Here is a 15,791-nt window from a genome sequence, read left to right as displayed (position 1 = left end):
GCGCCGCGCCCCGCGGGGTGCGCTGCTTGCCCGAGCGGGCCGGGACGGGACACCCTGCTGACAACCACCCGAGCACGGACCACCGACCGCGAGCACGAGGTGTGGCATGGAAGCAGAAGACACCGGAACACCGGCCGGGACCGGGACCGGACGCCGGCGGTTCCTCGGCACCGTCGCGGGGCTCACCGCGACGGCCGGGACGGGGCTGCTGTCGATCCGGGACCCCGGACCGGCCCGGGCCACCCACCGCCCGGAACCCCGCCCGCCGCGCATCCGTCCGCTCTTCCTGGGGACCTACACCTCGGTCCCGGGCGGCGGTACCGGCGTCGGGTTCGGGACGTATGACACGGTGACCGGGCAGATCACGGCCGGCGGGGTGGTGGCGGGGGTCGCCGACCCCTCGTACCTCGCCCTGGCGCCGTCCGGCCGGACGCTCTACGCGGTCGACGAGCAGGAGCAGGGCGGGGTGACCGCCATGGCGCTGGGGCCGGGCGGCCCGCCCGCGGTGCTGGGCACCCGGTCCACCGGCGGCGCGGGCCCCTGTCATCTGTCGGTCCACCCCGGCGGACGCTGGCTGCTCAGCGCCAACTACCTCTCCGGCAGCGTCGCCGTGCATCCGGTCGACCGGGCCACCGGCGCCCTGGGCGAGCGCACCGATCTGGTCACCCACTCCAGCCCACCGCCCGGCCCCGGCCAGGACGGGCCGCACGCCCACCAGGTCCTCACCGCCCCGGACGGCCGCCATGTGCTCGCGGTGGACCTCGGCAATGACACCGTCTACACCTACCGGCTCGACACCTCGGCCGGAAAGCTGACCGAGGTGTCGTCCGCGTCGCTGCGCCCCGGGGCCGGCCCCCGGCATCTGACCTTCCATCCCTCCGGCGACTACGCGTACCTCGCGAACGAGGTCGACAACACGGTCGTGGTCTGCCGCTACGACCGCCGCAGCGGACGGCTCACCCCCGGTGCGCCGCAGTCCACCGGCACCGGTCCGGGCACCAGCTATCCCGCACAGCTCCTGGTCACCCGGCGCGGCGACTTCGCCTATCTCGCCAATCGGGGGCACAACAGCCTGACCCGCTATGCCGTGGAGGCGGCCGGGGCCCGGCTGCGGCTGCTGGACACCGTGCCCGTGGGCGGGGACTTCCCCCGGCAGATCGCCTTCTCGCCGGATCAGCGCTGGCTGTTCGCGGCGAACCAGAAGTCGGGTTCGGTGACGGTGTTCTCGGTAAACGCCGGGACCGGGGAGCTTCGGCGCGCGGGTGCGCCGTTCACGGCTCCGGTTCCGGTGTGCGTACTGCCTCGGTGAGCCCGGCGCACGGGTCGACGGTGGCCGTGCTGCCGGCCGCTTACGAGCTGCGGCGGCGGAAGGGGCCGGCCGGCCGACGCGGTCCGAGCCGCGTCGGCCGGCGGAGATTCCTAGGCGGCCTGCTGCTCGTAACCCACGAGCCGGACGCAGACGGCGAGGCCCTCGATGGCCTGCTCCAGCTCCGCGAGGCCCGGGTAGCTGGGCGCGATCCGTATGGTGGCGTCACGCGGGTCGTCGCCGTACGGGTGGGTGGCGCCGGCCGGGGTCAGCACGATGCCCGCCTGGGCGGCCCGGCGTACGACCTCCTTGGCGCAGCCGTCCGGCACTTCGAGGGTGACGAAGTAGCCGCCCTTGGGGTCGGTCCACCGGGCGAGGCCGGTGCCGCCGAGCTCCGTCTCCAGGATCCGGGCCACCATCTCGAACTTCGGCTGGAGCAGGGCGCGCTGGCGCTCCATGTGGGCCCGCACCCCGTCGGCGTCCCGCAGGAACATCGCGTGCCGCAGCTGGTTGACCTTGTCCGGGCCGATCGACCGCTTGGCGTTGTTGCCCAGCAGCCACTGCACATTCGCGGGCGACGAGCCGAAGAAGGCGACACCGGCGCCCGCCGCGGTGATCTTCGAGGTGGAGCCGAAGACGAACGCACGGTCCGGGTTCCCGGCCTCCGCGCAGGCGGCGAGCAGGTCGGCTATCTCGGCCGGCTCGTCGGTGAGGTGGTGGGCGGCGTACGCGTTGTCCCAGAAGATCCGGAAATCGGGCGCGGCGGCGCTCATCGCGGCCAGCCGGGCCACCGTCGCGTCGCTGTAGCAGACCCCGTCCGGGTTGCTGTACTTCGGGACGCACCAGATGCCCTTGACGGCCGGGTCCTCGGCGACCAGCCGCTCCACGACCGCCATGTCCGGCCCCTCGGCCGTCATCGGCACCGGGATCATCTCGATCCCGAACCGCTCACAGAGCGCGAAGTGCCGGTCGTAGCCCGGGACGGGGCACAGGAACGCGATCCGCTCCTGGTCCACCCAGCGCGACTCGGCGCCCGGCAGCACGCTCAGCAGGGCGTGCACCAGGCAGTCGTGCATCAGCTCAAGGCTGGAGTTGCCCGCCGCGAGAAGCTGCCCGACCGGGACCTGGAGCACATCGGCGAAGATCTCCCGGATCTCCAGCAGTCCCTGAAGACCACCGTAGTTGCGCACGTCCGTGCCGTCGGCGGCGGTGTGCCGCCCGGCCGGCAGGCTCAGCAGGTCCGCGGAGAGGTCGAGCTGCTCGGGCGCCGGCTTGCCCCGGGTGAGGTTCAGCGAGAGCCCACGCCCCGCGAGATCCTGATAGTCCTTGCGGGCCTGCTCAAGGAGCCCGCTCAGGGCGTCGGCGCTCAGCTCGGTGGTCATGGTGTTTCCTCTCAGGCCGGTGGCGCCGCGGGGACGGTGCCCGGGGCTTCGGTACTGCCTGCCGAGGATACAAACCGCCGTTCGAACGCCCCGGCCAGCCCCAGGCGGATCTTGCTAGGGCCCGGCATGACGGGGTTCCGGGCCTCTTCGCTGTACCCGTTCGCGGCTTTACACCCGTTATGGGCTTCGATGAGCGCTTTCCGAGGTGTGCGCAGATGGTCGCCGCTCCCGGCCACGAGGCACCGGCCCGCCGCCGGACGGCGAGGAACCCCGCACGGGCACCGCATCGTCGTACCGAGCATGATCGACACTCCTGACACCCGGAACCGGCGGCTCATCGAGGCGTGGGGGCACGTCTCGGCGGCCTCGGACGGCGCCGCAGCGGATCCGCTCGTACGGGACTGCGCCCGCCGCCTGCTTGCCGACCCTGGCGGCGAGCAGGCGCAGCTGTGGACGTTCGGGCTGGTGCGGATGGCCGGCTACCTCGCCTGGCGGCCGGGACCGGAGGCTGCCCGAAGTGCGCTGGACGCGCTCCTCGCCGTCGACCGGGCCCTGAAGGAAGTGCCGTGCCCCCATACCTCCCACCCGTATGAGGACGCCTTGAAGGAGCTCCTGGCGGACGAGGTGTGGCTGGCCGGGCCCGAGCTGAAGAGCCTGGTAGGCCCGGCGCCCGAGGGCGACACCTGGCGCTGCCCGGCCAACGTGGCCGGCTTCGCCCGGCTCACCGCCGACGTCCTCGACCCGTTCACGGTGGGCGGCCTCCCCGAGCGGATCCCTGCCGCCCACACGAGCCGCCTGAGCAGTCTGTCGTCGCTCCTCAACGGCTACCCCTACGGCGTCCCCGGCGAGGAGCTGTCCTTCCAGGCCGGCGCCCTCCCCCGCCGGCCGACGAAGGGGGTGCTCGCCGGGTATGTCGTCACCCTGCACGCGAGCCAGTGGTACGCGGCCTCCGGCCTGATCACCGAAAAGCCCGTGCTGGACGACATGATCACGGGCCTGGAGGCGGCGCTGCCGCTCCTGCGCGACACCTCCTGCCCGCACACCGCCGCCGAGCACCCGAAGCCGTCCGGCGACCCGAGCGGCGACGCCATGACCGGCTACTTCCTGCGCAGTCCCGGCGGCCGGGCCCAGCTCCGGGCAGGGAGCGCCGACGAGCTCCTGAAGGGGTGGCTGTGCCACGGCTTCCTGCGCGGCCTCGCCGAGGAGGCACTGAGCAATCTGCGCTACGCGCGGGACTCGCTCGCCGGCACCCGGGACGACCGTCTCCTGGACGGCACGTACACCCGCGCCGACGGACGGCTCGACATCGGCGCGCTCACGGACTGCTTCGACGCGGCGGAGTACGACAAGTCCTGGGAGGCCGAGAACGCCGTGCGCTGGGCCGCGCGGCGGTACGCGGCCACCGGGGACGACAGCCCGCGGGAGCGTCTGGTGCTGCTGCTCCTGGTCCTGTGGTGCGCGGAGGCCGTCGACCTGGCCCCGGACGTCGGCGAGGAGATCCGGGAGGTGCTCGTCGGCGTCCGGACCGCCGCGCCCGACGCGGCATGTGCGCACGACGAGGCCCATCCGCCCGCCTACCCGGACTTCCAGGCGCACCTCAACCACCTCTACGCACCGTCCGAGTTCGCCGCCCCGGAGGAGGCCCGGGGCGCCGAGGCCTGGGGCTGTCCCCGGTATCTGGCCGGCCTGGCCGAGGACGCGCTCGACACCCTGGCGTGACCACCGGGCCCACCAGGCGGGTCAGCCGGAGGTGATCACCCCGGTGGCGACCCGCACCGCCCACGCCGGTGGAATGAGCACCACACGGCCCAGCGGCCGCCGCGGCACGGGCACGCCCTCGTCGGGGCTCCTGGGCCGGGCGGGGTCCGGCACGCTCCCGGCCCGGCGGTGGCAACCAGGGCCGCGGGGCGTGGCGTTCGGGGGAAGGCCGGGTGTCGCAGAGGGGGGCCGGGGGGCGCGGCTCGTACGTTCGGGCGGCATGACGAACGCATCGGCTGATCGCGCTTCCGGCCCCACCCGCCGCACCACGCTGACCGGGCTCGTCGGCGGGGCCGGGGCCCTCCTGGCCGCCGGGTGCAGCGCGTCGCCCGCGACGGCGCCCACGACCCGTCGGACGGCCCGGGCCTACGCCTCGGCGAGCGATCCGACGCCCGGCGTGATGACGCTCTTCAAGGACCCCGCGTTCAACTTCAACGGGCTCCTCGCGCTCGGCGGATCCGGTTACGGCTCCGCCGAGGTGGGCGAGGTCCTCACCGCCGTGAACACGATCAACAAGGCCGGGCTGTCCGCGCAGTCGTACACCGAGACCTTCAAGACGCTCGGCGATCAGCTGCGGAAGCCGCCCAGCAGCGGAAAGCCCGACACCCAGACCACCCGCTTCCGTGCTCTGCGGGCCGCGCAGTACTACGCACAGGCGCTGTTCTTCGTCCTCGGCTCCGATACTCCCGGCAGCGAGGAGGCGCTCTACAAAGCGGGACGCGGCGCCTGGGACGCCTTCTGCGAGCGGTGCGACCCGGTTCCGGTGACGGCGCGCGTCCCGTATGGGAAGACCCCGTTGCCCGTGTGGTTCTTCCGGCCGGACAGTTCCGGCGAGCGGCGCCCGACCGTGATCCTCACGAACGGCAGCGACGGGCAGAACGTCGACATGTGGACCTACGGCGTGGCGGCCGCTCTTCAGCGCGGCTGGAACGCCCTGGTCTACGACGGGCCCGGCCAGGGCCAGTTGCTCTTCGTCGACCAGGTGGTCTTCACCCCGCGCTGGGAGAACGTCGTCACCCCGCTCGTCGACTGGCTGTCCGCCCGCCCGGACGTGGACACCGGCAAGATCGCCCTGACCGGGCTGAGCATGGCCGGGGATCTGGCTCCCCGGGCGGCGGCCTTCGAGCACCGGATCGCCGCTCTGGCGGCGATGCCCGGTGTCCTCTCCCCCTGGCTGGGCTTCCCGCCGGAGATCCGGGAGATCCTCATTCCGGGCAACAAGGAGAAGACCAACGCCATCTGGAACAAGGAGGTCGTCCCGGGGCTGTCACCGGCCGAGGCCGCGACGCTGAAGAAGCGCTTCGAACCCTTCTCGGCGCCCGCGATGCTCGCGGCCCGTGCGGGCAAGATGTTCACCGACTTCTACACCCCGGCCACCCTCATCACGTCGCTGGACATCACGGACGTCGTGCGCCGCATCAAGATGCCCACACTGGTGCTCGACTACGAGTTCGAGCAGTTCTATCCGGGGCAGCCGCGCCAGATGTTCGAGAAGCTGACGGCTCCCAAGGACTATGTGAAGCTCACCGCGGCCACCGGCGCACAGCTGCACTGCTCCCCGATGGCTCCGCAGCAGCACTGTGAGGTCGTCTTCGACTGGCTGGACGAGAAACTGTCCGGCAGCTGAGCGCCGCTGCGGGCTGCGCCCCGGGCCCCGTCGGTGTCCGGGCGCAGCCCGTACGGGGCTCCGCACAACGGCTCTAACCGGCCAGGTACTGCCGTAGCAGATCACCCAGCTCGGTCTCGAACTCGGCGTAGTTGCGGCGGAGTTGTTCACCCGGCCAGTTCTCCGGCAGGAGTTCGGCGGGCAGCAGCGGGTCGGCGAGGAGATGCCGGAGCGCGGCCGCCGCGACCGTGAAGCGGTCGGCGTGGGTGCCGGCGCGGTCCAGCGCGGCCGACAGGGCGCGGGCCCGCCCGGCCCAGCCGGTCAGGTCCCACAGCCGGCCGGCGAGGGCGGCCGGGTCGTCGTCCGGGGTGCCGGTGAACCAGGTGCACTGGTCGGTGACGACGGCGGGACGCGGCCGGTCGAGGTTGGCGGGGCGCAGCCAGCTGCCCTCGCGGAGCTCGGCCAGCCGCAGCGCGGCCATGGCCTGGCGCAGCGCGGTGCGCTCGGCCGCCGGGCGGCGTTCCGGGGTGGCGACGACGGCGATCTCCCAGCCGCCGCGCCAGGGGACGGTCCGCGGGGTGCGGCTCTCGTCCTGCCGGGTCTGGCGGGCCAGCAGCCGGGTGGTGAGGGCGTACGAGCCATCGGTCTGCCGCAGATCACCGGCGGCCACCATCCGGGAGAGCGCGACCCGGACGGTGCCCTCGGCGATGCCGAAGAGTTCGCCGACCCGCACCAGGGCGCGTGCGGGCAGCCGCGGCGGGTGGTGCCCGAGGAGGGTGCTCAGCACGATGGAGCGGGCGGTGAGCGGGCGCAGCGCGAGCGCGGCGGCCCCGGTGTCGTCGATCGTGCGGATGCGGTCGTCGTTCATATGTGCCGGAAATTCTAGCGAGGGCGGCTCCGGCCGGCATTACAGTCTTCCCACGGCTGTTCGGCTTCTGTAACGTCAACGGTATGACCGCCACCCATGAAGTCGTGAATCAGGCCCCGCCGCTGACCGGGTTCAGCACGGCGGACGAGCCGGCCCTGCTGGAGGCGCTGCGCCGGGACGGCGCCGAGTGGGGCGTGCGGGAGGTGACCGAGCTCGGCACGCTCGCCGGTTCCGCGGCGGTGCAGGAGCAGGCCCGCTGGGCGGAGGAGCAGCCGCCGCGGCTGCACACCCACGACCGCTTCGGGCACCGGATCGACGAGGTCGCCTTCCACCCGGCCTGGCATCAGCTGATGACCGTCGCGGTGGAGCACGGGCTGCACGCCGCGCCCTGGGCCGGCGGCCGCTCCGGGGCGCATCTGGTGCGCGCCGCGAAGTTCTATGTCTGGTCACAGGCCGAGGCGGGGCACGGGTGCCCGATCTCGATGACGTACGCCGCCGTCCCCGCGCTGCGGTCCGCTCCGGAGCTCGCCGCGCAGTACGAGCCGCTGCTCGCCGCGCGCAGCTACGACTTCGGGCTGCGGGCGCCGCTGACCAAGTCGGGCCTGATCGCCGGGATGTCGATGACGGAGAAGCAGGGCGGCTCCGACGTACGGGCCAACACCACGCGCGCGGTGCCGGCCGGCGACGGCACCTACCGCCTCACCGGCCACAAGTGGTTCACCTCGGCACCGATGAGCGATGTCTTCCTGGCACTGGCGCAGACCGAGGAGGGGCTGAGCTGCTTCCTGGTGCCCCGGGTGCTGCCGGACGGCACGCTCAACGGGATGCGGCTGATGCGGCTCAAGGACAAGCTGGGCAACCGCTCCAACGCGTCGTCCGAGATCGAGTACGACGAGGCGGTGGCCTGGCCGGTGGGCGAGCCGGGCCGTGGGGTGCGGACCATCGTCGAGATGGTGAACATGACGCGGCTGGACTGTGTGCTGGGGTCGGCGGCCGGGATGCGGGCCGGGCTGCGGCAGGCACTGCACCACACCGCGCACCGCCGGGCGTTCGGGCGGGAGCTGGACCGCCAGCCGCTGATGCGTTCGGTACTGGCCGATCTGGCGGTCGAGTCGGAGGCGGCGACCCTGCTGGGGATGCGGCTGGCCACGGCGGTGGACCGCTCGCAGGCCGGGGACGCCGGGGAGAGCGCGCTGCGCCGGCTGGCGCTGGCGGCCGGCAAGTACTGGGTGTGCAAGCGGGGCAGCACCCACGCGGCGGAGGCGCTGGAGTGCCTGGGCGGCAACGGCTACGTCGAGGATTCCGGCATGCCGCGGCTCTACCGGGAGGCGCCGCTGCTGTCCATCTGGGAGGGCTCGGGGAATGTCGCCGCGCTCGATGTGCTGCGCGCGCTGGGCAAGGAGCCGGCCGCGCTGGATGCGTTCCTCGCCGAGGTGGACACCGCGGCGGGCGCCGACCGGCGGCTGGACGCGGCGGTGGCCGGGGTCCGCAAGATGCTCGGCGGGCTCGCCGATCCGGAGCGGGCACAGCTGATGGCGCGGTCGCTGGCGGAGCGGATGGCGCTGGTGCTCCAGGGTTCGCTGCTGGTGCGGCACAGCCACCCGGCGGTCGCCGACGCGTTCTGCGCCTCGCGGCTCGACGGGGAGTGGGGCCATGCCTTCGGCACCCTGCCGGCCGGCGTGGATCTGACCTCGATCCTGGAGCGGGCCCGGCCGGGTGCGCCGGACGCGGCCGGGAACGCGTCCTGATGGCCGTACGGGTGGAGCGCGCCGGGCCGGTGACGACGGTGGTGCTGTCCCGGCCCGCCGCCCGCAATGCCGTGGACGGCGTGACCGCCCGGCAACTCGCCGACTCCTTCCGCGAGTTCGACGCCGATGACGGTGCCCGGGTCGCGGTGCTGTGGGGCGAGGGCGGGACGTTCTGCTCCGGTGCCGATCTGAAGGCGATCGGCACCGAGCGCGGCAACCGCGTGGCCCCGGACGGGGACGGGCCGATGGGGCCGACCCGGATGCGGCTCGGCAAGCCGGTGATCGCGGCGGTCGCGGGGCATGCGGTGGCCGGCGGGCTGGAGTTGGCGCTCTGGTGCGATCTCCGGGTGGCGGAGGAGGACGCGGTGTTCGGGGTGTTCTGCCGGCGCTGGGGCGTACCGCTGATCGACGGCGGTACGGTGCGGCTGCCGCGGCTGATCGGCGCGAGCCGGGCGATGGACCTGGTGCTGACGGGGCGACCGGTCCCGGCGGCGGAGGCGCTGGACATCGGGCTGGTCCACCGGGTGGTGCCGGCCGGTTCGGCGCGGGCGGAGGCGGAGTTGCTGGCGGCGGAGCTCGCCCGCTTCCCGCAGCCATGTCTGCGCAGCGACCGGGCCTCCCTGCTGGACCAGGAGGGCCGGGACGAGGAGTCGGCGATGGCCGAGGAACTCCGTTACGGACAGTCGGTGCTGCCCGAGGCGGCACAGGGCGCGGCGCGGTTCGCCGCGGGGGCGGGGCGGCACGGTGCGCCGGACGGCAGCCGGGATCCGGGCGCCCTCGCGCCCACGGAGCGGGTCCGCCCCGGGACCGCGCCCGACTCCTCCCGCTCCGGCCCAGGTCGCAGCAGCTGATGGCAGCCGCGGGGCCCGCCACCCCGCGGACGGCCGGTGTCGTTGAACGCCCGCGGCTGTCCGCGTACCGTCGCTCTGCCCCGCCGTCGCCGCCCGCCTTCCAGGAGCCCGCCATGCGCGATCTGAACTACCCCGAGGAGGGCGGCACCCGTCGCACCCCGCTGCCGCCCGGCTACCACCACCTCCGCGAGGAGCTGCCGCTGGGCCACGGCCGCGCGGTGCTGACCGCGGCGGGCGAGGCGATCACCACCTTCCGGATGCATCGCGCGGCGGGCACCGGAATCCGCGCGGACGCCCCACGGGCCGCGCCGGGCGTGCACGTCGAGGTGTCGCTGGGGTTCGGCCCGCTGCGGCTGCGGGCGCCGTGCACCGTGGTGTGGACGGTGGCCGAGGAGAACCGCATCGGGTTCGGATACGGGGCCCGGCGGGGGCATCCGGAGTGCGGCGAGGAGGCGTTCGTCGCCGAGCTGCGCGCGGACGGCTCGGTCTGGTTCACGGTGACCGCCTTCAGCCGCCCCGCCCGGACGATCACCCGCCTCGGGGGCCCACTGGTCCCGGTCTTCCAGCGCCAGTACGTCCGCCATCTCGGCCGGACCCTCCGCCGCCTCGCGAACCGTTCGTGAATTCCGCGTGACGGGAACCGGCCACCGCCGCCCGTCGCGCCGCCCACCGTGGTACCCGTCCGGCCGGGCCGGCTCCGGGAGCGGCGCGCTCGCCGCGGCCCTCGCTCACGCCCTGATAGCCCCCGGAATACGGGTAGTTACCGACGCGTAGCATTGCGGCTGCCGATCGCCATACGTCCACCTCTGCTTCATCTTTTCGTCACCATCACCTCTGGCGACCATGAAAGAAATCCAGACATGTGTGATGACGAACTGATCCCGCCGCAGGCGGATTTGACCGAGCGGGAGTGGCTGCGGGCCGGGTCGGAGGCGACGGCCGGGGGGCCGCCGATGCGGACGACGGGGCGCGTTCCGCAGTGGGTGAACCGGCGGACCCTGCTGGGCGGCGCGATGGCCGGTGCGGCGCTCACGATGCTGCCGTCGCCGGCCCAGTCGCCCGCGTCCGCCGCACCCCGCCTCGGGGGCCCGGGAGCCTTTCCGTTTCCCGAACACCCCAATGGCAAGGGCGAGTTCGCCATCCTGGTGACCGGTGACGCGGGCACGGGGGACGAGGCCCAGTACGCGGTGGCGGCCGCCGCCCGGGACCTCTGCCGTTCCGAGGGGATCGGCCTCGCGGTCGGCCTCGGCGACAACATTTACGAGAACGGGCCGGAGTCCGACGACGACTCGGAGTTCCAGGACAAGTTCGAGAAGCCGAACAGCGGTATCGATGTGCCCTGGCTGATGGTGCTGGGCAACCACGACTGCTCGGGGCTGATCCCCGGCAGCGGCGGCGACCCGTCCCGCGGTGACCGCGAGGTCGCCTATGCCGCCACCTCACGGCGCTGGTACATGCCGAGCCGCTACTACAGCGTGCCGCTGCCCGCCGCCGATCCGCTGGTGGAGTTCTTCGCCATCGACACCATTCCCTGGTCGTCGTATGTGGCCCAGCTCGACCCGCACTACCGCTGGGACGGGCCGTACATGCGCGAGCAGCGGAGCTGGCTGGACGGTGCGCTGCGCGCCTCGCGGGCCCAGTGGAAGGTGGTGATCGGCCACCACCCGTACCTCAACAACGGCAAGCACGGCAGCGCCGGTTCCTACGACGGTTTCAAGATCGGCAACTACACCAGCGGTGTCCACCTCAAGGACATGTACGAGAACGTGGTCTGCGGACGGGCCGATCTGATCCTGTCCGGTCATGACCACACCCTTCAGATCCTGGAGCCGACGGCCCGTACGGGCGGCACCCGGCAGGTGGTGTGCGGCGCGTCGGCCAAGACGGAGGACGGCACGGCACACTTCGGGCACCCGGCGGCCTGGCAGAACTTCTCCGACCACGGGTTCATGGTGCTGAAGGTGTCCGGCGCCCGGCTGACCATCGACGCGTACACCGTCGATGTGGCGACCCGGAAGGCCACCCTGGCCCACCGCACCCGCCAGACCCGGCCGGTGGCGGCCCCCGCCGGGGCGCACGCCTGACGACCGCGGCCGTCCCGGGGCGCACCCCGGGACGGCTGACTCGTACGGCGACCAGGGGCAGTTGCGGCCGGCTCGCCCGCCGCTTCTAGGGTGTGCCCATGATCGACTCACCTGATCCGCTCACCCGCATCATGGAACGGGTACCGCCGCCGGTCGAAGCGGTGAACGGCTCCGGCGACTGGGGCGCCGCCGAGCGGATGCTGGGGACCCCGCTGCCGGAAGACTTCAAGCGGGTGGTGGAGGCGTACGGGCGCGGCGACTTCTGGGGCGCGCTCTGCCTGTGCACGCCGTTCGGTGACGACAATCCCGTGCCGCTCACGGCGGATCTCCTGGAGGACTTCGGTCCGTTGCGGGACCACTGGCCCGAGCAGTACCCCTACCCGCTCTTCCCGGAGCCGGGCGGGCTCCTCGCCTGGGCGGTCACCGACACCGGAACGCACCTGTGCTGGCTGACCGTCGGGCCGCCCGCGTCCTGGCCGGTGGTCATCTGGTCCCGCGACGACGACTACGAACGCTTCGACCGCGGGGTCGCCGCCTTCCTCGACGAGTGGCTCAGCGGCCGCCTCACCTCGGAACTCCTGCCCGCCGACCCGGACCTCGCCCCCTGGTTCGACGCGGCCGTCGACCGCGACCACATCTACCTCCAGCTCGACGAAGGGCCCCTCCCCTACTCCGAACGGCTGCGGATCCTGCGCGAGACGCTCGGCCCCACCACGGACCGCGGCTCGTACGAGCACCAGGGCAGCCGACAGGACCACTTCGTCGTCACGGAGACCGGCTGGCAACTGACCTATGAGACGGCCTGCGGGCACCAGCTCCGCGTCGCCTTCCCGCCCGCGGACAGCGCCCGGGCCCGCGACGCGGTGCGCACCGCCCTCGCCCGCATGGGATGCGCCGTCCAGTCCGTCTCCCCGGTCCACGGCACCTTTTCCTGGACCTGAGCCCGCCGGCCACGTGCTGATGGGCGCGGCCGGCGGGCGCGGGTGCCGGGTGGCGCTCAGGGGTGCATACGGGCGCCCTTGAGCACCTTGTCGACCGCGTTGCGCGGTCCGTACACGGCGAGACCCACCAGGTCCAACCCGTCCTTCGGCACCGCCCGCACCGCCGCGCGGTTGTCCCGGTCGTTGCCGGTGGCGAAGAGGTCGGAGGTGAACACCGACCGGGGCAGCGCACGGGACAGGGCGCGGCCGTGTGCGGCGGTCAGGGTCTCCTTCGTGCCCTCGAAGACCAGAACGGGCTGGCGGAACATGGGCAGATACGGGGTGCCGTCGGAGTCGGCGTACGGTTCCCCGATGACTTCGGGGAGCTCGGAGCCGAGGCCGCTGACCAGGAACGCGGTCACATTCAGCCGCTGCCAGGACTCCAGATCCTCGCGCAGCAGCACGGCGATCTTGTTCTCGAAACGTACGGCGGTGTTCTCGTTCGACATGCCTCCGAGACTGCCGCCCGCCCCGTCCCACCTTCTTGTACGTTCTTGGCATCCTTGCTGGTCAAGGCAAGAACGGGGCGGGAGGACCGGTGCCGGCCGGCGCTCCCCACCGGCCTGGTCTCCCCGGCGTCCCGGAAATGCGGGGCCTGCGGCCCGCGCCTAGGGTGTTCGCATGGCCGCGTTCCGGTGGATATCGGCCCCGGTCAACGGCCCGCGACCGAGGGCACGAGGGGTGCTCGGCGCGGTGTCGCGGGCTGCCGTCCCGATGCGCCGCCGCCCGCGAGAAGCGGGCTCCCACGTCCCGCGCGGCGGGGTCACGAGGCACGGCACACCATGACCGGCCCGCCCCAGGAACCCTCCGACAAGGACTATGACCCCCGGGCCGACCGGGCGTGGCGGCATGTCGCGGAGGACGCCCCCGGGGTGTCGCACCGGGAACCCATCGGACTGCGCGAGCGGCTCTCCCTCAACCGGATGGGCACCTTCGACTGGGATCTGGACCGCGGTTTCATGGACCTGGACGCCGGTGCCATGGAAGTCTTCGACCTCCGCCCGGACGAATACGACGGCGCACCGATGTCCCTGGTCACGCGCGTACCGCCGGAGGAGGGGCTGCGGCTCGACGAGGCGCTCTCCCAGGCCCTCCAGGACGGCCACTCGTCGTACGGCTCCTACTTCCGGCTCCAGTGCCGCGACGGGACCCAGCGCTGGACGCATTCGCAGGGGCGGATTCTGCACGACGCGGACGGGAAGCCGTACCGGATCATCGGCATCGTCCGGGAGGCGACCAGCGAGCTGGCCGACTCCGCACTGCTGCGTTCGCTCCAGCAGGAACGGCAGCGGCAGACCCTGATGGTGCAGCAGACCACCGCCGCGCTGGCCCGTGCGCTGTCCGTCAGGGATGTGACCCGGGTGCTCACCGGGGCCGGCGGCGCCCGTCGGTTCGGCGCGGACGGGCTGGTCCTGGGGCTGGTCGAGAACGAGGAGTTCGAGGTCATCGCCACCGCCGGGCTGGACGGCGAGGTGCCCGACGACATGATGACCTCACGGCTGGACGACACCCTGCCGCTGGCCGACGCGGCACGCTCCCGGCGGTCCATCTTCCTCAGCAGCCGTGGCGAGCTGATCGCCCGGTATCCGCGGCTGCGGCCGTACACCGAGGTGCTGCCGGCGGGCAGCGCGGCGTTCCTGCCGCTGGTCGCGCAGGACACCGTCATCGGTGCGCTGGGGCTGTTCAACGCCGACCCGGCGGTGCAGTCGCCGGAGGCCAGAAACCTGGCGCTGGCGCTGGCCGGTGTCGTCGCGCAGTCGGTGCAGCGGGCGACCCTCTTCGATCAGGAGCGGGAGTTCGCGACGGGCCTTCAGGCGACGATGCTGCCGCGGCGGCTGCCGCCCCTCACGGGCGGTGCGGTCACCGTGCGCTACCACCCGGCGAGCGTCGGGCGGGACATCGGCGGCGACTGGTACGACGTGATCACGCTGCCCCAGGGACGGACCGGGCTGGTGGTGGGCGATGTGCAGGGCCACGACACCCACGCGGCCGCCGTGATGGGCCAGCTGCGCATCGCGCTGCGCGCCTACGCCAGCGAGGGGCACTCCCCGGAGACCGTGCTGGTGCGGGCCTCCCGCTTTCTGGCCGAGCTGGACACCGAGCGCTTCGCGACGTGTACGTACATCCAGGCCGATCTGGAATCCGGGGCGCTGCACCTCGCGCGGGCCGGCCATCTCGGCCCGCTGATCAGCAACAGCTCCCGGCACATCGACTGGCCCGAGGTCCGCGGCGGGCTGCCGCTGGGCCTGGCCACGCACTTCGGGCACGACCACTTCCCGGAGACCCAGCTGTTCCTGGAGCCGGGGTCGACGCTGCTGCTGTGCACCGACGGCCTGGTGGAACAGCCCGGCCGGGACATCTCCGCGGGTATCGACGCGCTGTCCGCGGCGGTCCGCGCCGGGCCCACGGACCTGGAGGCGCTCGCCGACCGGCTCTCGGACCATCTGTGGGCCGATCCCGGCTCGGAGGACGATATGGCCCTCCTGCTGCTGCACCGGCTGCCCGGCCCCGGGGGCGCCACCACCCCGCGGCTGCGGCTGCATGTCCATCAGGCCGATCCGTCGGGCACCGCGGAGGTCCGCTCGGCGCTGCGCCGCACACTGGACCAGTGGCGGGCGGGCGCCGTGATGCACAACATCGAGGTCGCCGCCTCCGAGCTGATCGCCAACGCGCTGACGCACACCGAGAGCGGCGCCCTGGTCTCCGTGGAGCTGCTGCCCGGCACCCCGCGCCGGATCCGGCTGGAGGTCGAGGATCGCTCCAGCCGGTGGCCACGGCGGCGCAGCCCCGGCGAGACCGCCACCTCCGGCCGGGGCCTGATGCTGGTCGAGGCACTCGCCGACGAATGGGGCGCGGAGCCACGGGGCGCGGGCAAGGCCCTGTGGTGCGAGTTCGCGGTGCCGGACACGGCGGATCTGGCGCACTGAACTGCCGTGTCGGGAAAGGTGATTGGGGGTCGGCCGCGCGCTCTCCCGCAGCTCCGCCGAAGGCCGTCCACCGGCCCTCGGACCGCCGGCCGGCCGGACCGTCGTCGAGTGATGGCGCCGGCGCCGCGGCCGCTGCGGCCCGCCCCGGACCGCAAGGGGCCGAGCCGACCAACCTGGCCGTTGGCCGACTCGGCCTAACCGGAACGTACCCGCTCACGTCCCCGGCGAAAACCGCTCCGGCAGGCGCCCCCGTAGGGGCCAACTCCGGTGCGGCGGCCGGG

12 protein-coding genes are annotated in these 15,791 nt (G+C 73.3%); 9 read left to right on the top strand and 3 right to left on the bottom strand.

What is annotated here, in order from left to right; translation table 11 throughout:
• Positions 1-106: 106 nt before the first annotated feature.
• Positions 107-1,309: a lactonase family protein gene (locus tag CP981_RS32750; protein ID WP_085922496.1), complete on the top strand. Its 1,203-nt coding sequence runs from the start codon at positions 107-109 to the stop codon at positions 1,307-1,309.
• A gap of 110 nt (positions 1,310-1,419) precedes the next feature.
• On the opposite strand, the gene CP981_RS32745 is transcribed toward CP981_RS32750, so the two are convergent.
• Entirely contained in the window at positions 1,420-2,688 is a 1,269-nt protein-coding gene (locus tag CP981_RS32745) for an aspartate aminotransferase type Ic (protein WP_085922497.1), read from the bottom strand.
• 300 nt (positions 2,689-2,988) lie between these two features.
• Here CP981_RS32745 and CP981_RS32740 point away from each other — a divergent pair, with 300 nt between their 5' ends.
• Complete coding sequence (locus CP981_RS32740) at positions 2,989-4,407, top strand: hypothetical protein (protein WP_085922498.1); 1,419 nt, start codon at positions 2,989-2,991, stop codon at positions 4,405-4,407.
• Positions 4,408-4,666: 259 nt separating this feature from the next.
• Positions 4,667-6,073 (top strand): alpha/beta hydrolase family protein, encoded by a 1,407-nt coding sequence (locus CP981_RS32735; RefSeq protein ID WP_085922499.1) that lies wholly within the window; start codon positions 4,667-4,669, stop codon positions 6,071-6,073.
• 73 nt (positions 6,074-6,146) lie between these two features.
• Here CP981_RS32735 and CP981_RS32730 read toward each other — a convergent pair whose 3' ends face one another.
• Entirely contained in the window at positions 6,147-6,920 is a 774-nt protein-coding gene (locus CP981_RS32730) for a PaaX family transcriptional regulator C-terminal domain-containing protein (protein ID WP_085922500.1), read from the bottom strand.
• 83 nt (positions 6,921-7,003) lie between these two features.
• Between CP981_RS32730 and CP981_RS32725 the strand changes: the two genes are divergently transcribed.
• The 5 genes from CP981_RS32725 to CP981_RS32705 all read left to right on the top strand — a co-directional run bounded on the left by CP981_RS32725 (position 7,004) and on the right by CP981_RS32705 (position 12,544).
• Positions 7,004-8,668, top strand: a complete 1,665-nt coding sequence (locus tag CP981_RS32725) for an acyl-CoA dehydrogenase family protein (protein ID WP_085922501.1) — start codon at positions 7,004-7,006, stop codon at positions 8,666-8,668.
• Positions 8,668-9,519, top strand: coding sequence for a crotonase/enoyl-CoA hydratase family protein (locus tag CP981_RS32720; protein WP_244329888.1), 852 nt, complete (start codon positions 8,668-8,670; stop codon positions 9,517-9,519). The genes CP981_RS32725 and CP981_RS32720 overlap by 1 nt, the downstream gene beginning before the upstream one ends.
• A 113-nt stretch (positions 9,520-9,632) precedes the next feature.
• Complete coding sequence (locus CP981_RS32715; RefSeq protein ID WP_085922502.1) at positions 9,633-10,142, top strand: DUF1990 family protein; 510 nt, start codon at positions 9,633-9,635, stop codon at positions 10,140-10,142.
• 237 nt (positions 10,143-10,379) lie between these two features.
• Positions 10,380-11,603, top strand: a complete 1,224-nt coding sequence (locus CP981_RS32710; protein ID WP_085922503.1) for a metallophosphoesterase — start codon at positions 10,380-10,382, stop codon at positions 11,601-11,603.
• 98 nt (positions 11,604-11,701) lie between these two features.
• The gene (locus CP981_RS32705; RefSeq protein ID WP_085922504.1) at positions 11,702-12,544 is read left to right on the top strand and encodes an SMI1/KNR4 family protein; all 843 of its coding nucleotides are present in this window, start codon (positions 11,702-11,704) and stop codon (positions 12,542-12,544) included.
• A gap of 56 nt (positions 12,545-12,600) precedes the next feature.
• Here the strand turns inward: CP981_RS32705 and CP981_RS32700 are convergent, their stop codons facing one another.
• Positions 12,601-13,032, bottom strand: coding sequence for a DUF2000 domain-containing protein (locus tag CP981_RS32700; protein WP_085922505.1), 432 nt, complete (start codon positions 13,030-13,032; stop codon positions 12,601-12,603).
• Positions 13,033-13,365: 333 nt separating this feature from the next.
• Here CP981_RS32700 and CP981_RS32695 point away from each other — a divergent pair, with 333 nt between their 5' ends.
• Positions 13,366-15,510 (top strand): SpoIIE family protein phosphatase, encoded by a 2,145-nt coding sequence (locus CP981_RS32695; RefSeq protein ID WP_085922506.1) that lies wholly within the window; start codon positions 13,366-13,368, stop codon positions 15,508-15,510.
• Positions 15,511-15,791: the final 281 nt, after the last annotated feature.

This window comes from Streptomyces platensis (assembly GCF_008704855.1).
GTDB lineage: Bacteria > Actinomycetota > Actinomycetes > Streptomycetales > Streptomycetaceae > Streptomyces > Streptomyces platensis.
Note: the sequence above shows the minus strand (reverse complement) of the source record. Positions and strands in the feature narration are given on the sequence as shown.